Genomic DNA, 18,062 nt, shown 5'->3' with positions numbered 1-18,062 from the left:
GATTGTTTTAAGTTTAATTAATAACAGTCTTAATTCTAGCTAAATAAGTATTTAATACTTAGATAATAATTTAAATATAATGGAGATAATTCGTGTTTTTTTCACAGGAAAGTTTGAAAAAATTAGAAAGTGCGGTTGATCATGCTATGCATAGCGAGTTTAAAAAAGATGAGATTATGCATAAATTTCATAATGAAGACTGGTTTGATGAAAATTATTATAAACGTCATATTTTAGAGTGTGTTATTCGCATTCATATGAATAATGAATTAGATGCAAATGCAGTGCGTGTTGCAGCAATCAATAATATCTCTGCCGCAAAACAGCTTTCATATTATTTATATGATGAATTTGGTCACGATGAAATGTTCGGTCAGGATTTGACTAAATATGGCTATTCTTCAGATCAGATCGTTTCAAAAAATGCATTTCCTGAAACATGGAAATTGATGGGGTACTTAAACTTTTGTGTAGAGAAATTTGGGGCATTACCAGCAGTCGTTTGGGACTGGTTCCTCGAATATTATGGCGACAAATTTAATAATTTTATTACCCAAAAAGCGGGTGTTCATATGGGGAATCAGGCTGTATCTGGTGCAGCTTCGCATGTTGCATTTGATGAAGCTGAAGACCATAGCGGCATGATGACAGAGATGCTTTCTTCTGTAATTAAGACACAAGAAGACTTTGATTTAGCAATCAAGCATATCAATAGCTTTGTTCCAATGGTGGGTGAGTATTTTCAGGCTGTACGTGCTGAAACGCTTTCATAGCAATGGACTTAGAATATGCCAATGGTAAATATCCGCACTCAAGAGCATATTTACATTGCTGATTCTGAACAGCCTCTCATCGATGCGGTGCCTGAGAGCGCCGTGATGAAAGGCTGTTTAAAAGGTGTGTGCCGGGTTTGTCGATGTAAGCTAAAAGGTGGAGTCGTATATGAGTCGGGAAATCAGGTTGCCGTAGGGAAAGAGTTCTTACCTTGTATTAGCTATGCTCATAGCGATGTCGAAATCGCACCATTGGTTAATAATTTTAGTGTCGCTCAACTTGTCAGTAAAAGTTTTCTTGCTGAAAATATTGTTGAGCTCACATTTAAAATTAAAAGGACGTTCTTTAGCTCTAAAGCAATTGTGAATATTAAACACCCATCAGAGCCTTTAATTCGAAGTTACTCTGTGGTTTCACTGGGTGTGAAAAATTATGATTTTTTTGTTTTGCACATAAAATTAAGACCAAATGGAATATTTTCTAACTTATTTGAAAAGCTGGCGATTGGTGATCAATTAGAATACAACCTGAATAATCATATAGAACCTGAATACGAGAAAAATATCTCTACGCTGAATATTGTAAGCGGTGGAAGCGGCATGGGAGCTGCACTTACTCGTGGATTAGATCTCATCCGAAAAAATCCTATTTCTAAAGTAAATATCTATGCGATTAATCGGTCGGTTTTAAGTGATTATCATCAACATTGCTTCAATGTTTTTCGAGAACAAGTTACCGCTGAGGTCAATATTATAAATATCCCGTTTTGTACGTGGACGAATAATGGATTTGATTTTTCAAATTATTTGGACTCTCACGAGTTAACAGTGGGTGTTGGTTCTACCCCAATAATTAATAAAATTTTAAATCAGCCTCTGTGTGAGTTAGAAAGTTTTGGTCCCTAACGGAGACTGTAACAATGACAGTAGTAGTTATAGAACCTATTTCTTCAGGCGTCACTTATTTAAATGCCGCTCAAGAATTAGGGATAGATTTATATGTTTTTTCTACTGATGAAGGAGAGTGCAGCATTGATGGAACAATGCGCCAAAAAGCAAAAGAAATAATAAAAATAGATACCAGTGATTTTCATAGTCAACTCTCTAAAATTGTTGAGTTAAAGACCATAAAAGCCATTTTACCCGGTGTTGAATATGCTGTACCTATGGCAGCACAGCTCGGTAACTCATTTGCCAAAAACTCTCTTGGATATAGGGCAGCTCAAACAGTTCGAAATAAATTTAAATTTCGTGACAAGCTAACCAAGTCAGGTTTAAGCGATATTAAATATGCCTTGATTTCACAGGCTAAAGAAATTGACTTACCTCAAGGCTTTAAGTTTCCTGCTGTAGTAAAGCCAGTTGATATGGCGGGCAGTATGTCTGTTAAAAAAGTTGCAGATTTTGAGGAACTTTTAACAACAGTTGAAGCGATCTGGAAAGCTAAGCCTAACGATATTGGTTTCTATGCCAGTGGTGATTTAATTGTTGAAGAATACATTGTAGGTAAAGAATACAGTGTTGAAGGAATTATCCATACAGATGGAAAAATAACCTTTGCTTCGCTAACAGAAAAACTATTAGGGCCAGAACCTTACTTTGTCGAAATTGGGCATATTGTGGGTAATCAATATGACAGTCAATTTTCTGCACATGTTTTTGACTATGCAGAAAAAGTAATTCGAACCTTAGCGTTAAATATTGGGCCTTTTCACTTAGAACTGCGAGTTACACCTCAAGGAAAAGCAGTCGCAATTGAGTTAGCAGCACGTTTACCGGGCGACAATATTGTTGAGTTAATTAAATTGGCGACTAATTTTGACCTTGCTCAAGCAGTATTGAGCGAATACTTAGACCTGCCATATACACCTTCAATAGAAAAAAATCTGGTTTCTGCAATTGCCTTTATGCCCCAAGGTAATCACCGTCTGTTCAAAGGTTTTAGTAGTTTAGATCAACTGTTAGAAGCACCTGAATGTGTACATCATCACTTCTACTATGAAATAAACGATGAATTGGCGTGCAACCATGATTGGACCTCACGATTAGGCTACTTCATTTTCCGTTCCGAAAGCGAAGATAAGATTCGTAGTTTAGTCAAACATATACATGAGCAGGTGAAAGTCATATGAAACATGTATTAATCATCAATAGATATGACGATGAACTATCTGATTATAATAAATATATAGATCACGATGCCGTGCATGTGTCTTATATTTCATTAACAGAAACGATGCGTTATATCACTTCTTCAAACTGTTACTGCATAGCTGGGTTAGAGCAGTTAAATGAAGAAGACGTTCTCGATCAAGCTAAAAAAATCTATAAGAAAAAACCTATAGATTACGTTATTGCCATCTCAGAATATGACCTCGACGCTGCCGCTCGTATTCGAACGGAATTGAATATTGTGGGTGCAACTGTCGAAGATAATTTGTTGTGCCGTAACAAGAAAAAAATGAAAGATGCTTTAGCTCATTCGACTGTGCGTTACCCTAAATATTCGGAAGTGTCTTCGTATCAAGATATTGAAAAGTTTTTGCTGGAAATTGGCTCAGCGATTATTTTAAAACCTCAAGTAGGCGCGGCTTCTGAAGGGGTAATTAAAATTAGTGAGTTGGCCGATATTCCTCGTTTATCTTCATATGCGGGCTATGAAGTAGAAGAATTTGTTGAAGGGGATATCTATCACGTCGATGCGATTATTTCAGACAATCAAATGCCTTACTTTAAAGTCTCAAAATATATTAATACCTGTTTAGATTTCAGAAATGGTGTGCCATTAGGCTCTGTAACGATTGATAATTCTGAATTTATTAATAAAGTAGAAAAATTTACTTTAGAGGTATGTAAATTCTTAAAATTAAAAGATCAGGCGATTCATCTTGAATTTATTGAATCGAAGGGTGAGTTGGTCTTTTTGGAAGTGGGTGGACGAGTAGGCGGTGGAGAAATTCCATTCATCACATTACGCAATGAGTCAGTCGACTTATATGAAATGTGGATTAAGGCAGCCATGAAAATTCCACAAGAGCCAGTGAACACGAAAATTACGGGCTTTCTAATGATGCCTAATCCTTATAGTTCAGGCTTTTTATTTAATGGGATTAAAGAGCTCGAAAATGAAACCATTACCTATCAGTTGATTCAGGAAAGTGGTGACCATAACAATTTTAGTTATGAAAATATCCCTGCCAAAATTCATTTCATGGGAGATAGCCAAATACAGGTCGAAGATGCGATTAAAAATAGTATGAAAATTTTGCAAAGCGCAATTTGTCAAAATCATCATTCTAATTTGAGTCTGAGTGAATCTTCTTAGTTGAGATTTGGCTAAATTCTAAAAATCAAAAGGCTTGGACTTAAAATGTTCAGGCCTTTTTAAATGGTGTAATGAAAGTACCTAATTTAAATAGCATTGTAAGGGACTTTTGTTTCAGAGAATTGTGATTTATAAAACTTACTCATATTATATAATTAGTTAATTATTAAAGAATTTTAAAAATGATTAAATCTATTATTTCAGGTTGTGCGGTTCTTACACTTTCGGCTTTGGCGGTCACGCATGCAGAGTTTTCTTTTGAACAAGAATTACAACAAGGCTGTAATAAAGTGAAGCAATACGCGAGCTTAGGTAAGAAAAATTACGACCAAAAACAATATAAAAAAGCGCTCGAAAATTTCCAGAACCAAGCTTCTTGGACTGCATTTTGTAAAGCCAATGCAGATGAAACCACAGTTAAATTTACCGACCGTGATGTTGAAGTTGCTAACAATAATGTGGGCTTAGCCTACGCAAAATTGGGTCAGCCACTTTGGGCGAGATCGTGGTTTATGCTCGATGACAAATCAAAATCGAGCCAGTTTAATCTTAAGCAATTACCTACACCTAAGGCCTCAAATGATTTGTCAGGTGAGTATGTACGTTATTCAGGTTTTGGTGAGTGGGATCACATCACGGTAAGCCGTGAGAAGAGCCAATATGCAATCAGCTATGCTGGTTTATATATGGGTCTTAGAAGCTTAATTTACGGCCCGAACATGGGTGAGTTTGGGACCACAATGCCGAGCAATAAAAAGCAAACCATTTATAAAGACGAAGACTGTCGTATTCAACTCGACTTTAAAACCAACGCGAAATTAGGAAATTATATTCAAGCCAAACAAAACGAGGGTAACTCGGGCTGTGGCTTTGGACATAACGTTTATGCAGATGGTACATATTTAAAAGTTGAGTCTGGGAAATAAACCTAAAAATAGGGAATTGAATGATGAATAAATTTGCACGGTTGCTACTCGTTTCTACGATTGCCATTTCATCTCAAATTTACGCCGAGCCAACCAGCACATGCAAAGAAGTGAAATTCCAAAAAGCCGATGAGGCGTGGAGTGGGCACTATTATTTAAATGGCGTGATGGAAGTTGGTTCAGAGCTTTTACTTCAGCCAGACGGTAAGTTTAAATGGATGCTTGCTGTGGGTGCTTTAGACCAATATGCCGAAGGTACATGGTGGAAAAATGGTGACTGTATTGGTTTAAAACCAGAGGCTAAATTTAAAAAAGATTTAAGTATTTTCCCTGAAAGCCTAACGATTTCTGACAAATCATTAGACGCGATTTGGGAAGGGGGACGCCAACAAGGCACATATAGCAAAGACTAAATAAAAAAGTCCGACACTGAGTCGGACTTTTTTATGACTTAGATATTAGTGATTGACCGCAGCAAGTTGCTGAGCGTTATAGCGTGCGCCCATGTTTGGATATCTCGCGATAATCGCTTCAATTTCTGCCAAGTCTGCTGTTGTTAAATGAAGGTCTACGGCACCCGCATTTTCCACGAGACGCTCGATTTTACGCGTACCCGGAATTGGAATAATGTCGTCACCTTGCGCCAAAATCCAAGCCAAAGCCAGTTGAGCTGCTGTCGCATTTTTGCTTTGAGCAAAGTCGCTAAATGCTTGCGCCAAGCTTTGGTTATTTTTCCAGTTATCGCCTTGATAGCGTGGTAACTGACGACGGAAATCACTTTCGTCTAGGCTGCTCACATCAAGCGTATTGGTGATTAAACCACGCGATAACGGTGAATACGGCACAAGGCTAATGCCTAACTCACGAATGGTTTTAAAGTGCGTATCTTCCAGCTCACGGGTAAGCAATGAATATTCATGTTGAACCGCTGCAATCGGGTGAATCGCATGCGCTTTACGAATAGTTTCAGCTGACGCTTCACTGAGTCCTAAATAACGAACTTTACCTTGTTTGACCAAATCGGCCATTGCCCCAATCGTGTCTTCAACTGGAATGTTTGGGTCAATGCGGTGTGCATAATACAAATCAATCACGTCTGTATTTAAGCGTTTTAAACTGTTTTCGACCGCAACTTTAATCCACTCTGGAGAACCGTCGATATAAGACTCTAAAGAGTTTTGTGGGTTAAGGTTGTCTTCTTTATAGCGAAAGCCGAATTTGGTCGCTAAGAACACTTTGTCGCGATGTTTTTCTAAAACTTTTGAGAGCAAAACTTCGTTTGCGCCGTTGCCGTACATGTCGGCGGTATCCCAAAAGTTAATGCCGAGGTCTAATGCCTTTTCTAGGGTTGCAATGCTTTGTGTGTCGTCTGAGGCACCATAGGCAAAGCTCATTCCCATGCAACCTAAACCAAGTGCTGATACTTTTTCGCCTGTTTGTCCTAAAGTTCTATATTTCATTTTTCACACTCTTTTTGCAAAATCACTTGAGTAGAAAAACTATAAAATGCTTTGGCTCAAACTGACGTATAACATTCAAACCAATAATTATAAAATTCAAACAATCTGTTTTTAGGCTACACAGTCTTCGCGAAATTTTTTAGGTGAAAAGCCCGTATTTTTCTTAAAGAAGTTGGTGAAATACGCTGAATATTCAAAGCCTAAGCTATAGGCAATTTCAGAAATATTCCAACTGGTATGTTGTAGCAACGCTTTGGCTTCTTGAGTAATGCGCGAAATAATATGCTCGGATGTGGTTTTACCTGTAGCCTCTTTTACAGCTCGGTTTAAATGGTTTACATGCACCGACAGACCATAGGCATAGTCATTTGCAGTTTTGAGTTTGAGCTGAAAATGGGGCGAGTCAATTGGGAACTGGCGTTCTAATAATTCAAAGAACAAATGGCAAATCCGAACCGCAGCATTGCTATGTTTTTCAAACTGTTGGGTCGGTTGTATTTTCATGGCTTCATGCACAATCAGGTGCAAATAGTTTCTTAAAACGTTGTATTTGTGAATATAGTCTGAATTTATTTCAGTCATCATCTTTTTGAAAATAAATGAAATTTCCTCAACCTGTTGGTCATTTAAAAAATACAGCGGGTCGCCGTCGACTTTAAACAGCGGTGAGTCTTTTAAAAAGCTTTGTCTAGATTCTTGGTTTACAAACTCTTCGGTAAATAGGCAAAACCAGCCTGCCTGTTCGGGCGAATTAATTTCCCATGCATAGGGAACCATTGGGTTTGAAAACAGTAAAGCAGGGCGATCTACCTTTATCCAACGGTTGGCGTAGTGAAGTTCGCCTGTGCCTAAAACCAGTGAAATTTTATAATAATCGCGGCGGCTATAAGGTGTGAGAAACGAGCAGGCATCGCGTTGGAACACATTGAAATGTCCAAATGAAGTCGATGGAACCGAGTAATCGCTATCTCTGGTTAAAGAAAAGCGGCGATAAAAATCATGTATGGTTTCCATGTCTTTGCCTGCGTGCGTTATCAATTTATTTAAAGTTATAAAATTCAAACTTTATTTACTGTAGCTTTTATTTATAGCGCGATCAATCTGTTCATTTAAGCAGTTTTGAAAATGAATGATAAATTAATAATGAAATGATCAGACAAACTAAACTTTAAGAAAATATATTCCTAAATCACTATGCTAATGAAAAATAAAAATAATCTTTATAAATGAATAGCCAATATCACATTGACACTCAAAAATGCGCGGATTATCCTTTGCCTGCTGGCCACATTGCCAGTCGATTTTGACAGATCGATATAACACACAAGACATCAAAAAGTTCTCTTTTTGGTGGCGAACTCGTTCGTCCCCCTTCGTAGCGGTAGGGCGAGGGAGGGACGCCTTGTGCGTGCTGATTCTTGTGTGTCAGTCTGTCAACCTTCTCTCGTTCTACCACCATCATTTGACAGTGATCGGGTAGAACTCCTTTACACACAAGGAGTCCGCACATGCGTACTATTTCATCTCTCTCATTGGCAATCTTCGCCAAAATCTTTGACTCTATACCCAACTGGTCTTTAAAACGGTTTAACCGACTCTAGGTTTTAAGTCATAGGTCATTACGACTAAAAAATCATAGCAACAATAAAACCCGAGATAGGCGAGCACACCATTTCTTGTGTGGCTTCTGCATGCCTGTTTTTAGCGCTCAATTTAAGAGCGACGGCATTTCTATCTCTTTTACATACAACAAAAAATTATTTTAAACGGTATAACAATGCCAAATTTAGAAGCTTCATTTAGAGCATTAAGCGTGCTCCACGCAGCAAAAGATTTATTTAATCAAAATGGGTTTTACATCGGGATAGATCGAATTATTGAGGAAGCCAAAATCCCCAAAGCCACTTTTTATAACTATTTTCACTCCAAAGAAAGGCTCATTCAGATGAGCTTAACTTTTCAAATAGATGCATTAAAACATGAGGTGTTTTCAATTATTCATTCGTACCGTGAACTCATGGCATTCGATAAACTCAAGAAAATTTACCTTTTACATGTGAACTTAGATGGCTTTTATCGTTTGCCATTTAAAGCTATTTTTGAAATTGAAAAGATCTATCCAGCAGCATATAAACTCGTGATTGACTACCGAAAATGGTTAATTGATGAAATTCATAAATTGCTTTTAACCGTAAAGCCTACCTCTACAGTTGCAGATGCGCACATGTTTTTATTTGTGATTGATGGAGCCATGGTCCAGCTTTTAGGGACCAATAACACCGATGAAAGGGATGCATTACTCGACTATTTTTTAAGTCGGGTTTAATGGGGGGAGGCCCGACGGGAGTTGGGTCTGCTTTTAAAAATTATTTATTTTATTACTCTGTGTACTAGAGTTATGATTTAAATATTCTCCAAAAAAATATTCATCTTTGGTTTGAAAAAAGAAGTTAAATTCTTTGCTCATCATAGAATCATGTTGGGCTTGTTTATGAAAGATAGGAGATATTTGGTTTAAATAGTAATAAATACAGTCAGCCGTATTAGTAAATACATTTAATGGTTTTAAGCTGGAATATAACTCTGCAAGTGCATTAATAATAGGTCGAATATCTGGGTTAAATGTCCATAGTAAAATTTCATTTTCCTTACATCTAATTACTTCATATTCTTCTAGTTTGTTAGGTTGAATTGAGTAAAGTTGTGCTCCATTTTCACTATAAGTCGAATATAATAATTTTGTGATTTCTAATTGTGAATGTGTGATTTCTTGTTCACGCATTAATTTAGATGTCTTCAATAAATTTGGTAGCTCATGAATGTTCTGTTTCGTAAACTTATCGAAAGAATGCATAACATTTTGGATAAGGTTTAATTCGCCAGTTCCTGTAATAATACCGTTTTCCCATGGAAAGAGCTTTTGAATACCATCTTGATATAAATATGAGCCATTATCCTGATGAGGCACGGCACTACGAGTATCGGCTGCTATCACAATACTGTCCTCAAGTTGAATAGCAAGAATAAAGGTCATAATATTAAGATAGTTAAGTTAATTTTCATGGAATCTATTTTAGGAAGACAAATAAATTTTTACCAGATAAGGTTTTGTATATGGCTGGCGGTTCTCAGATCATTATTAATAAAAATGGTATTACATTAATTACTCCAGCAAAGTTTGAAGTAAAAGCTGGGCAACATTTATTTAAAGGTGGGGCTGAAGTAGGAGTAAATATTCAAGGATTACCTGCTTTTGAGTCATATAACGAAAAGTTCCAAATGTTATTACCTTCTGGTGAACCCATGAAAAAAGTAGACTATAAAATTTCTACCGATGGAAATGAGTACATCTCTCAAGCAGATGACAAGGGTAGGTCTAAGCGTATTCATTCTTCTAAGGAAGAAAATTTGAAGTTGGATTTAAATTGGATAAGTTTCGAGGCTGATTCTGCTGACAATGATGGTGATGCTAAATGAGTGGAAGTCTTGATTGGGATAGTAATACCAATACTACGGAAAATAGCTGTAAAACCGTTCAATGTGATTGCTTAACTTTCTGGGAAATTTATCAGCAAGAGGCCATAAAAAGAGTTTCTAATCTAAAAAGTGCAAATCATTACAAACTTGAACCTGGATATGAGGCTAGAGCAAGGCGTATTGCTTCTGTCTATGCCAGAATTTATTTAGAACAAGAAATTTCAGGAACTAAACTATTTAGAGGTCGTTACTATTGGATGGGACTTGGAGCATTTGCCTCAAAAACTGTAGCTGCTATTTTTAAACATGGATTAACTGCATGGGGGTATAAGTGGGCACCCGTGATTTCTGGTGCCATAGGCGGTGTTTTAACAGCCCCTGTTATTAATTCTATGATTCGAGACCCAGTACATTCTTTTGCTAAGGGCAATTTATGGTTATTTATGGATATTGCACCATGGCATTATGCATGGAGTGCTTCATCAGCCTCCTTTAAAAATTGTATGAAAGCCCGAAAAGTATCTGGTTTTAAACATATTAAAAAGGAAGTCGAGAATTTGCCTTGGTCTAATTCCTTATCCGTTATTAAACAATTAGGATGGACTGACCAGATAGAAGAGGGTTTTGGGTATTTACCAGATATTGAAAATACTTTTAAGCGAGCAGGGAAGACTCGAAACGATAATTTTAAAACGGCTTCTAAAAATCTTTTTGACCATTTGATGGCGATTGCAGTTCAGGAACAATATAATATTTTACAAGAACTTGTGTGGAAGGAATGGAAAGTCCAGAAACAGGCTTCTTTGCAACGTATTACAGGTTTACCAGATAGTACTCTTGTTTTAACTAGTGATTATGGTGTCGATGCAGTTAAACCTAATAAACAAGGACAGTATAAAGGACGTCATGCAGGTGTTCTATCCCAACTACCTGAAACGGTTTATAGCGAACCATTAGAGGGTACTCAGGTTGAAGTTTATGATAGCCGTATAAAATGGATTAAAGTTGCGGCTTCTAAATATCATCGATTAATGCAAAGCGATAAAGGACGAGACTTTTTAGAAAAAGAATTAGGAGTTATTTCAGGATGGGGAGATAGCAAAGCAGAGTTTAAAGTAGGGAAAGATAGTAATGATGGCAAAATTTAGACAATATTTCCTAATTTTGATTTTTGGATTATTACTTTCCGCTTGTCAGCCAACATCAGAACATAATGAGAATTTGACTATGAATCAGCAGGCCTACACTTTGCATATGGGTGAAAAAGGTATTCAAGATTTTTCAAAGTATAGTGATGGAAATGTCGATAATCATCCAGCTGGCGTTAGCTTTAGAGAACTTCAATTTTCTCCTCCTAACTTAGGAAAATTAACTATAGAGAATGGCTCTAACAGTTTGTTAATTGAGCATGCTTTCTCTGTATTAGGTACTCAATATGACAAAAATGAAGGGATCCAAGTTTTAGATATTGATGCTGGCCTCACAAAAGAAGAATTTGCTACCCCAGAGCAGGTTTATCAAAGCTACGTAGCTTTAATGAAACGTATTAATCAGGCTGGCTGGAAAAACTATTTCTTCACCGATGCTCCGCGTATAGCTAAAGAAGATAATATTAAACATCTATCGAAAAGTCGTGATGTCATTGACCCAAGTTATATTTTTAGTTTTGAAGAGTGGAAAAATATAATAAACAACAGCCCGACAAAATCATTGGGTTATAGGTTGTATGCTAATGGGGTTATTTTAGATATCAGTTTAAAAAGAACAGCTAAAAATGAGCGGAATGAAGAACAATATATGCTTAGATTTAGCTTTCAAAGTGTTCGATACAATGAAAGAGACTCAATTCCTGACTCTGATAAAATGACACCTAGTGAGTTTGAGCAAGCGTTTAAAAAGAGATTAATTGAAAATAAAAAATATCGTGAAAAGGAAGAGAGAAAAGCTAAGGCTGAAGGCTATCATATCGATGAAGAATATACAGATCCTGATGTTTGGTCATATGTTAAGTAATTAATTTTTAAATTTAAAAATAATGAAAAGGCTTAAATTTAAGCCTTTTCGAATAACTCTAATTACTGCTCACTCAAAACCAACTGCTTAATCTTAACAGCCTTCTCGAAGTGATCTAGCTTATGTTCCATAATCCACCAATGCGCTGCTTCCATCAGTAACTCAGGGTTATCATTCTTATTTTTAAAAAAAGCATAAAAAGATAGACCAACATTGTCTCCCTTCTTTTCAATTTTATCGTCGCATCCCTTAATAAAAATTTCTCTTAATTCATTTCTCATATTTAGTATCACTTCAAGTCTATAAAACTAAGATGATTTATTACGTTCGCCCCAATCGCACATCATATCTAACAAAGGAATCAAAGACTGTCCTCTTTCTGAAAGGCGATATTCAACCTTTGGCGGAATTTGAGGATATTCCTTACGAATAATAAGCTCGTCTCTTTCTAATTCTTTAAGGGTATTGCTGAGCGTTCTAAATGAAATATTGCCAATACAGCGTTGCATCTCATTAAAACGCATGACATTTTTTTCATACAGCCAATACATAATAATCATTTTATATTTGCCATTAATTAAAGAAAGGGTATAGCCGAAACCTGTCTCTTCTAATGGCGTATGTGATGGAACGCATTCAGTCATTTTTAAAATCTACACTATCTTTTAGTATAGTATATAACACAAATTACCGTACTTATATTTAGGAAAGCACACTTCTATAATCGATTTATCAACTTTTCGATAAGAGTGTTTTCATAATGAAAAAGACATTAGTCATCGTTACGCATCCTCACATAGACCAATCTGTTGTAAATAAAAGATGGGTAGAGGAACTAGAAAAACATCCAGATCAATTTACAGTTCACCAAATTTATCAAGCCTACCCAGACGGTGTGATTGATGTTGCCAAAGAGCAAGCACTGGTCGAAGAGCACGAAAATTTAGTATTTCAATTTCCAGTGTATTGGTTTAACTGCCCACCGCTTTTGAAACAATGGATTGATGAAGTTGTGACTTATGGTTGGGCGTATGGCTCAACAGGTGACAAGCTTAAAAATAAAAAGTTTATGTTGGCTTTGTCTGCTGGTGTGAAAGAAAACGTTTATTCAGAGCAGGGTGAATACAAGCTTTCTTTAGAGCAGATTTTTACTCCATTTAAGCTAACGGCTTTATATGTTGGGGCGGACTACCAACCACTTCATGCATTTTATGGCTTAGACACAAACCCTTCAGAAGATGACGATGTTCCGACTCACCAAGACATAGAGAATAATGCAATCGAGTACGTGCAGAAGTTATTAGCGTTGTCTGAGTAAGTTAAAAAAGGGAGAGGCCTGAACGTGAGGTTTGGGTCTTTCCTTACAAATAGATAGTTTTAATGTAAGGTATCATTATGATTTAAATAATTATTATTTTTTTCAATTAAGCGACAAGGAAAATTTAGAGGAGTAAAATTACAGCTTTACTTATAGATTATTAAAAATTCAATTATGTTTAGTTCAGATTTAACAGATTACGTCATTCGGCAATTAGGACGTACTAAAAATAAACGTTATGAAGCATATGTAGTTAGTCGAATTATTCATTTACTCAACGACTTTACCTTGAAATTTGTCACTCAACAGTTTGTTAGATTATCAAATAAGAAAATTGCTTTAACTGATTTATATTTTCCTCAACTTGGTATTCATATTGAAGTTGATGAAGGACATCACTTTTTAAAAAATAGCAAAATAGAATATTCCCTTAATCTGACAGATGAACCAATTTATAGTATTTCTCAGACCGAAAGTGATGCTATGAGAGAAGAAGATATTATTAGCATTACTGGTCATAAAATTTTTCGGGTGAATGTTTATAAAAATCAGGAAGGTGAACCTCAAAATTTAGAAAGTATTCATCAACAAATTGATAAAATTATAGAAGAAATAAAGGTTGCAAAGAATAAGAAGATAGAAGCTTCTGCTTTTAAAGAATGGAATATAGAAACAGAATACAACCCTCAAACTTATATTGATTTAGGAAGCATGAGCCTAGCTGATAATGTGATCTTAAAAACTACAAAAGATGTCTGTAATTGCTTTGGTTATAACTATAAAAATTATCAGAGAGGTGGAGCACTTCATCCATATGAAGAAGATACCTTAATCTGGTTTCCTCGACTTTATGAAAATAAAGATTGGATTAATACTATATCGCCTGATGGCTTAATGATTACTGAAAAGTCGACAGATGAAGCTATTACATTTAAAAAACTAGAAGAGTGGAAAAATGGCCCACAGAAAAGAATTGTCTTTGCAAGAGTTAAAGATAATTTGAATAGTCGAGCTATGTATCGTTTTATGGGACTATACGAATTTCAAGAAGCTGATTTAAAAGATGGGGTGGTATGGAAACGGGTAGCATGTGAAGTCAAAACGTATTCTCCCAAGGAAGCCAAATGCTAAAGTCTAGAATCTTTATAACTATCGGACTAATTCTTGCTGGATTATGTTTATTTGCAACCCTTGAGGTATACGAGAAAAAGGCTAATTCTGAAAAAGAACAAGCGAGTCGAGTGGCTATTTCCTTTTTTAATTCACTTTCTAATGGAGACGTAGCTACAGCATATAAATATGTTTGGTCAGGTGAGAACTTAAATATTCGAAGTGCTGAAATACCCCAAATTTATAAAGATTCAAAAGTTCTAGAAGTACTAAAAGTTCGTTACGACTCAGCAAAAAATAGACCTGATTACTATCAACAATTTTATAAAATGATTTCACTCTCCATAAAGATAAAAACAGTACATGCGGATCTTGCTGGTAACCCTGCGGGAACCTATATTGTGTTTGTAACTGTTGTAAAAAAGGATCCGAAGTCTCATTGGCTCGTTACTGAGTTAGGCAGCGGGCCTTAAGAAATAATATTTTTAAATCATTTGCAAAAACCAAATTTTTCTATAAGTTGAAAAATACAATAATACGTCTTTGGAAAAAATTATGAATATCGCGCCTTTTCCATTTCAAAGTACAAATTGGGAAGAAATTGAAGTCACTGAATATAGCGGTGAAACAGGAAAAGCTTATTGGAAAACTCAATTTTTTGGTGAAGAAGGAAATAAAATTAGAGTAAGACATGTCGAGTACTCAGCAAATTATTTAGCAGACCATTGGTGTGAGAAAGGGCACATATTATTTTGCCTAGAAGGTGAGTTAGAAAGTAGATTGAAAGACGGAAGAACATTTACTTTAACTCCGGGAATGAGTTATCAGGTAGGGGATAATTCAGAACCACATCAGTCTTTTAGCCTGAATGGTGCGAAGTTACTTATTGTTGATTAAATTGATTTTATTTAAGTTAAATAAAAAGACCTAAATCAAAATGATTTAGGTCTTTTTTCAATTCTGGCGGTGAGAGAGGGATTCGAACCCTCGATACGCGCAAACGTATACACACTTTCCAGGCGTGCTCCTTAAGCCACTCGGACACCTCACCAAGGCGTGCGATAGTAACTAAAAAAACGAGTCCTGCCAAGATTTAAGATGAGCATTACAGAAAAAAAATAATAGAGGTGATAAGATTGCGATAAAAATCATATTGGTTTAATTACACAATGCAAAATACGGCCAAAAAAGCAACCTTGCCTGCCACGGCTTTGGCAGCTCTTGGGGTGGTCTTTGGAGATATTGGAACAAGTCCACTCTACGCCTTAAAAGAGTCCTTCCATGCAGCGCATGGGTTGGGAATTCAGCCTGAAAACGTATTAGGAATTTTATCCATTATTTTTTGGTGCTTAATGCTGATCATCAGCATCAAGTATGTCGCTATTGTCATGCGTGCAGATAACAATGGCGAAGGCGGAATCATGGCCTTACTCGCATTGAACTTGCGTAAAGCCAAAATTGCCGACAACAAAAAAATCTACATGATTGCCATTGGTTTTATTGGCGCATCGCTATTTTTTGGTGACGGTATTATTACCCCAGCCATTTCGGTACTGTCGGCAGTCGAAGGTTTATCTATTGCAACCGATGTGTTTGACCCTTTCATCATGCCAATCGCGATCACCATTATCATCGCGTTATTCTTGGTACAAAAACACGGTACGGCCTTTGTCGGTAAGTTTTTTGGCCCGATCACGATGGTGTGGTTCTTATCGTTAGGATTATTAGGTCTTCACAGCGTCATTCAGACTCCTGTGGTGTTGGGCATGTTTAGTCCACATTGGGCGATTCAGTTTATCTATCACCACCCCGTAATGACCTTTTTTGTTATGGGTGCTGTTGTTTTAACAGTCACTGGTGGTGAAGCACTGTATGCCGATATGGGACATTTTGGACCAGTTCCAATTCGTCTAGCATGGTTCTTTGTAGTGTTGCCGTGCTTGGTTTTAAACTACGCAGGTCAAGGTGCCTTACTATTAAGAGACCCAGCGGCGATTCAAAACCCATTCTATTTATTGGTTCCGCAGTGGGCACTTTACCCAATGATTATTATGGCGACCATGGCAACAGTGATTGCTTCTCAAGCTGTAATTTCTGGGGTGTTTTCACTTGCTCGCCAAGCGATTCAATTGGGTTATTTACCACGTTTAAGTATTAAACATACCTCTGAGTCTGAAGAAGGCCAGATTTATGTTCCTTTCTTAAACTGGTTGCTTTTAATCGCAATTATTATCTTAATTTTGATTTTCAAAACCAGCTCAAACTTGGCAAGTGCGTATGGCCTAGCTGTAACTTTGACTATGCTGTGTGACACGATTTTGGTTGCTGTATTCATCTATTCGGCTTGGAAATGGAGCATGCCAAAAGTGCTGCTCCTGATTATTCCGTTCTTTATTTTAGAGTCGGTTTTAGTCGCAGCAACTTCACTTAAAATCTTGTCGGGCGGTTGGGTACCATTATTAATTGGTGCGATTGCAGTGACCATCTTAATGACATGGAAACGTGGTCGTGAGCTTACTTTTGCCAAGCTCGAACACGATACGTTATCTCTAGATTTGTTTGTGAAAAGTATTGGTAATAGCGTGCACTGGGTGCCGGGTGATGCTGTCTTTATGACGGGTACGCCGAACGTTGTGCCACATGCCATGCTGCATAACATCAAGCACAATAAAGTGCTGCATCAGCGCAATATCTTGGTGACAGTAGTCATTGAAGACGTACCATTTGTTGCACCAGAAGAACGTATTTCAACAGAAACCCTAGCTGAACATTTCTTCCGTATTAAAATCTTCTACGGCTTTAAAGATGAAATGAATGTACCAAAAGCGCTTATGCAAGCTTATGAGCAGTTAGGTCTTGAATATGACTTGATGCACATCAGCTTCTTTATTTCACGCGATCGTATTGTTCATTCAGTGGGCGATGGAATGTCTCCATGGAGAGAAAAACTATTTATCTCTATGCAGCGTAATACCAGTCCAGTGAGTGATTTCTACCAAATTCCAACTAACCGTGTAGTTGAGTTAGGTAGCCAAATCGAAATCTAAAAATTTGATGTAATAAAAAAACCAAGACAGATGTCTTGGTTTTTTTATGGCTCTGATTACTGAGCTTGCATAGGTGCATCTGCTGGCAAACCACCATCTTTTGCCATCGGGTCTGCCGACTGAGTTGGATCTGCCGGAGGCGGTGGAGTGTTCGGATCTTGTGGCGCTGGAGGCGCTTGGTTTGGTGCAGGTGGTACTGCATCAGTTGGTGCTGCTGGTGGAGCCAATTCACCGCCTGCTGGAGGTGCTGGTGGAACATCTGCCGGAATAGGAGCACCAGTAGGCGCTGCATTTGTCGGTGCAGCAGAAACTTGCTGTACTTGTCCGCTATTGACTAAATCGCTAATAGAACCAGGTTGGCCATTTACCGTTGTCGTAACTTTCACTTTAGACAAACTTTCTAAAGTATCTCCTGGCTGGACTGCTGGCTCAGCCAAAGCGGCCATACTACATAATCCCGTGATTACGCCAATACCAATAATCTTTGAATGGATCATTAAGTGGACTCCGATTATATTTTTATCCAAATTTGTGGAGCTAACCATGTCATAAGCAATCAGTGTTTTTCAACGAAAGATACGCAATTGGCGTAATTCAATAGCTAAAGCATCTC

Annotated in this window: 21 protein-coding genes and 1 tRNA gene; 15 read left to right on the top strand and 7 right to left on the bottom strand. The window is 37.1% G+C overall.

All coding sequences use genetic code 11. The features are described 5' to 3' along the window. The first annotated feature begins 92 nt into the window (after positions 1-92). The 6 genes from AC1PJP_RS02825 to AC1PJP_RS02800 all read left to right on the top strand — a co-directional run bounded on the left by AC1PJP_RS02825 (position 93) and on the right by AC1PJP_RS02800 (position 5,437). On the top strand, positions 93-773 hold the full coding sequence (locus AC1PJP_RS02825; protein ID WP_004789949.1) for a hypothetical protein: 681 nt from the start codon (positions 93-95) through the stop codon (positions 771-773). Positions 774-788: 15 nt separating this feature from the next. Beyond that, positions 789-1,679: an FAD-binding oxidoreductase gene (locus tag AC1PJP_RS02820; RefSeq protein ID WP_447506792.1), complete on the top strand. Its 891-nt coding sequence runs from the start codon at positions 789-791 to the stop codon at positions 1,677-1,679. A 14-nt stretch (positions 1,680-1,693) separates the two neighbouring features. Further along, a complete protein-coding gene (locus AC1PJP_RS02815) occupies positions 1,694-2,905 on the top strand; it encodes an ATP-grasp domain-containing protein (RefSeq protein WP_322005515.1) in 1,212 nt (403 codons plus the stop codon). Then, a complete protein-coding gene (locus AC1PJP_RS02810) occupies positions 2,902-4,098 on the top strand; it encodes an ATP-grasp domain-containing protein (RefSeq protein WP_322005513.1) in 1,197 nt (398 codons plus the stop codon). The genes AC1PJP_RS02815 and AC1PJP_RS02810 overlap by 4 nt, the downstream gene beginning before the upstream one ends. Positions 4,099-4,280: 182 nt before the next feature. Then, entirely contained in the window at positions 4,281-5,024 is a 744-nt protein-coding gene (locus AC1PJP_RS02805) for a hypothetical protein (RefSeq protein WP_479766495.1), read from the top strand. A 20-nt stretch (positions 5,025-5,044) separates the two neighbouring features. Then, the gene (locus AC1PJP_RS02800) at positions 5,045-5,437 is read left to right on the top strand and encodes a hypothetical protein (RefSeq protein WP_035332186.1); all 393 of its coding nucleotides are present in this window, start codon (positions 5,045-5,047) and stop codon (positions 5,435-5,437) included. A gap of 45 nt (positions 5,438-5,482) precedes the next feature. On the opposite strand, the gene AC1PJP_RS02795 is transcribed toward AC1PJP_RS02800, so the two are convergent. Both AC1PJP_RS02795 and AC1PJP_RS02790 read right to left on the bottom strand, forming a co-directional pair. Next, positions 5,483-6,484: an aldo/keto reductase gene (locus AC1PJP_RS02795; RefSeq protein WP_013196646.1), complete on the bottom strand. Its 1,002-nt coding sequence runs from the start codon at positions 6,482-6,484 to the stop codon at positions 5,483-5,485. Between the two features lie 111 nt (positions 6,485-6,595). Then, positions 6,596-7,498: a helix-turn-helix domain-containing protein gene (locus AC1PJP_RS02790; RefSeq protein ID WP_479766494.1), complete on the bottom strand. Its 903-nt coding sequence runs from the start codon at positions 7,496-7,498 to the stop codon at positions 6,596-6,598. Between the two features lie 763 nt (positions 7,499-8,261). Here AC1PJP_RS02790 and AC1PJP_RS02785 point away from each other — a divergent pair. Then, positions 8,262-8,810 (top strand): TetR/AcrR family transcriptional regulator, encoded by a 549-nt coding sequence (locus AC1PJP_RS02785; RefSeq protein WP_322005511.1) that lies wholly within the window; start codon positions 8,262-8,264, stop codon positions 8,808-8,810. 33 nt (positions 8,811-8,843) lie between these two features. Here AC1PJP_RS02785 and AC1PJP_RS02780 read toward each other — a convergent pair whose 3' ends face one another. Further along, positions 8,844-9,518: an Ntn hydrolase family protein gene (locus AC1PJP_RS02780; protein WP_479766493.1), complete on the bottom strand. Its 675-nt coding sequence runs from the start codon at positions 9,516-9,518 to the stop codon at positions 8,844-8,846. Positions 9,519-9,598: 80 nt separating this feature from the next. On the opposite strand from AC1PJP_RS02780, the gene AC1PJP_RS02775 reads away from it, so the two are divergent. Genes AC1PJP_RS02775 through AC1PJP_RS02765 form a run of 3 tightly spaced genes read left to right on the top strand, consistent with a single transcriptional unit; the run spans position 9,599 to position 11,974 of the window. Further along, positions 9,599-9,961 (top strand): hypothetical protein, encoded by a 363-nt coding sequence (locus tag AC1PJP_RS02775; RefSeq protein WP_151822598.1) that lies wholly within the window; start codon positions 9,599-9,601, stop codon positions 9,959-9,961. After that, positions 9,958-11,109: a DUF2515 family protein gene (locus AC1PJP_RS02770; protein ID WP_151822597.1), complete on the top strand. Its 1,152-nt coding sequence runs from the start codon at positions 9,958-9,960 to the stop codon at positions 11,107-11,109. Before AC1PJP_RS02775 ends, AC1PJP_RS02770 begins: the two co-directional genes overlap by 4 nt. Continuing rightward, complete coding sequence (locus tag AC1PJP_RS02765; RefSeq protein WP_151822596.1) at positions 11,093-11,974, top strand: hypothetical protein; 882 nt, start codon at positions 11,093-11,095, stop codon at positions 11,972-11,974. The genes AC1PJP_RS02770 and AC1PJP_RS02765 overlap by 17 nt, the downstream gene beginning before the upstream one ends. Before the next feature lie 62 nt (positions 11,975-12,036). Here the strand turns inward: AC1PJP_RS02765 and AC1PJP_RS02760 are convergent, their stop codons facing one another. Together AC1PJP_RS02760 and AC1PJP_RS02755 are read right to left on the bottom strand one after the other, a co-directional pair. Beyond that, positions 12,037-12,255 carry a DUF6500 family protein gene (locus tag AC1PJP_RS02760; RefSeq protein ID WP_005066974.1) on the bottom strand — a complete coding sequence of 73 codons (219 nt, stop codon included), beginning with the start codon at positions 12,253-12,255 and terminating at the stop codon, positions 12,037-12,039. A 27-nt stretch (positions 12,256-12,282) separates the two neighbouring features. Beyond that, positions 12,283-12,618 (bottom strand): winged helix-turn-helix transcriptional regulator, encoded by a 336-nt coding sequence (locus tag AC1PJP_RS02755; RefSeq protein ID WP_005066976.1) that lies wholly within the window; start codon positions 12,616-12,618, stop codon positions 12,283-12,285. Positions 12,619-12,734: 116 nt separating this feature from the next. On the opposite strand from AC1PJP_RS02755, the gene AC1PJP_RS02750 reads away from it, so the two are divergent. From AC1PJP_RS02750 to AC1PJP_RS02735, 4 genes are all read left to right on the top strand, one after another. Next, positions 12,735-13,292 (top strand): NAD(P)H-dependent oxidoreductase, encoded by a 558-nt coding sequence (locus AC1PJP_RS02750; RefSeq protein ID WP_322005508.1) that lies wholly within the window; start codon positions 12,735-12,737, stop codon positions 13,290-13,292. Between the two features lie 174 nt (positions 13,293-13,466). Continuing rightward, on the top strand, positions 13,467-14,423 hold the full coding sequence (locus AC1PJP_RS02745) for an AbaSI family restriction endonuclease (RefSeq protein ID WP_479766492.1): 957 nt from the start codon (positions 13,467-13,469) through the stop codon (positions 14,421-14,423). After that, a complete protein-coding gene (locus AC1PJP_RS02740; protein WP_479766491.1) occupies positions 14,417-14,875 on the top strand; it encodes a hypothetical protein in 459 nt (152 codons plus the stop codon). The genes AC1PJP_RS02745 and AC1PJP_RS02740 overlap by 7 nt, the downstream gene beginning before the upstream one ends. An 82-nt stretch (positions 14,876-14,957) precedes the next feature. Next, positions 14,958-15,299 (top strand): DHCW motif cupin fold protein, encoded by a 342-nt coding sequence (locus tag AC1PJP_RS02735; RefSeq protein ID WP_479766490.1) that lies wholly within the window; start codon positions 14,958-14,960, stop codon positions 15,297-15,299. 64 nt (positions 15,300-15,363) lie between these two features. On the opposite strand, the gene AC1PJP_RS02730 is transcribed toward AC1PJP_RS02735, so the two are convergent. Then, positions 15,364-15,453: transfer RNA gene (locus tag AC1PJP_RS02730), tRNA-Ser, on the bottom strand. A gap of 118 nt (positions 15,454-15,571) precedes the next feature. Between AC1PJP_RS02730 and AC1PJP_RS02725 the strand changes: the two genes are divergently transcribed. Beyond that, positions 15,572-17,449, top strand: coding sequence for a potassium transporter Kup (locus tag AC1PJP_RS02725; protein WP_005300825.1), 1,878 nt, complete (start codon positions 15,572-15,574; stop codon positions 17,447-17,449). A 56-nt stretch (positions 17,450-17,505) separates the two neighbouring features. Here AC1PJP_RS02725 and AC1PJP_RS02720 read toward each other — a convergent pair whose 3' ends face one another. Beyond that, entirely contained in the window at positions 17,506-17,946 is a 441-nt protein-coding gene (locus AC1PJP_RS02720) for a hypothetical protein (protein WP_005300829.1), read from the bottom strand. Positions 17,947-18,062 lie beyond the last annotated feature (116 nt).

It is taken from the genome of Acinetobacter sp. V116_7 (genome assembly GCF_056735735.1).
Note: the sequence above shows the minus strand (reverse complement) of the source record. Positions and strands in the feature narration are given on the sequence as shown.

Coding starts and splice junctions, on each gene's coding strand:
- AC1PJP_RS02725 (WP_005300825.1), top strand. CDS start 15,572: ATGCAAAATACGGCCAAAAAAGCAACCTTGCCTGCCACGGCTTTGGCA.
- AC1PJP_RS02805 (WP_479766495.1), top strand. CDS start 4,281: ATGATTAAATCTATTATTTCAGGTTGTGCGGTTCTTACACTTTCGGCT.
- AC1PJP_RS02780 (WP_479766493.1), bottom strand. CDS start 9,518: ATGACCTTTATTCTTGCTATTCAACTTGAGGACAGTATTGTGATAGCA.
- AC1PJP_RS02735 (WP_479766490.1), top strand. CDS start 14,958: ATGAATATCGCGCCTTTTCCATTTCAAAGTACAAATTGGGAAGAAATT.
- AC1PJP_RS02790 (WP_479766494.1), bottom strand. CDS start 7,498: ATGGAAACCATACATGATTTTTATCGCCGCTTTTCTTTAACCAGAGAT.
- AC1PJP_RS02770 (WP_151822597.1), top strand. CDS start 9,958: ATGAGTGGAAGTCTTGATTGGGATAGTAATACCAATACTACGGAAAAT.
- AC1PJP_RS02785 (WP_322005511.1), top strand. CDS start 8,262: ATGCCAAATTTAGAAGCTTCATTTAGAGCATTAAGCGTGCTCCACGCA.
- AC1PJP_RS02750 (WP_322005508.1), top strand. CDS start 12,735: ATGAAAAAGACATTAGTCATCGTTACGCATCCTCACATAGACCAATCT.
- AC1PJP_RS02740 (WP_479766491.1), top strand. CDS start 14,417: ATGCTAAAGTCTAGAATCTTTATAACTATCGGACTAATTCTTGCTGGA.
- AC1PJP_RS02800 (WP_035332186.1), top strand. CDS start 5,045: ATGATGAATAAATTTGCACGGTTGCTACTCGTTTCTACGATTGCCATT.
- AC1PJP_RS02765 (WP_151822596.1), top strand. CDS start 11,093: ATGATGGCAAAATTTAGACAATATTTCCTAATTTTGATTTTTGGATTA.
- AC1PJP_RS02795 (WP_013196646.1), bottom strand. CDS start 6,484: ATGAAATATAGAACTTTAGGACAAACAGGCGAAAAAGTATCAGCACTT.
- AC1PJP_RS02755 (WP_005066976.1), bottom strand. CDS start 12,618: ATGACTGAATGCGTTCCATCACATACGCCATTAGAAGAGACAGGTTTC.
- AC1PJP_RS02720 (WP_005300829.1), bottom strand. CDS start 17,946: ATGATCCATTCAAAGATTATTGGTATTGGCGTAATCACGGGATTATGT.
- AC1PJP_RS02810 (WP_322005513.1), top strand. CDS start 2,902: ATGAAACATGTATTAATCATCAATAGATATGACGATGAACTATCTGAT.
- AC1PJP_RS02760 (WP_005066974.1), bottom strand. CDS start 12,255: ATGAGAAATGAATTAAGAGAAATTTTTATTAAGGGATGCGACGATAAA.
- AC1PJP_RS02745 (WP_479766492.1), top strand. CDS start 13,467: ATGTTTAGTTCAGATTTAACAGATTACGTCATTCGGCAATTAGGACGT.
- AC1PJP_RS02775 (WP_151822598.1), top strand. CDS start 9,599: ATGGCTGGCGGTTCTCAGATCATTATTAATAAAAATGGTATTACATTA.
- AC1PJP_RS02815 (WP_322005515.1), top strand. CDS start 1,694: ATGACAGTAGTAGTTATAGAACCTATTTCTTCAGGCGTCACTTATTTA.
- AC1PJP_RS02820 (WP_447506792.1), top strand. CDS start 789: ATGCCAATGGTAAATATCCGCACTCAAGAGCATATTTACATTGCTGAT.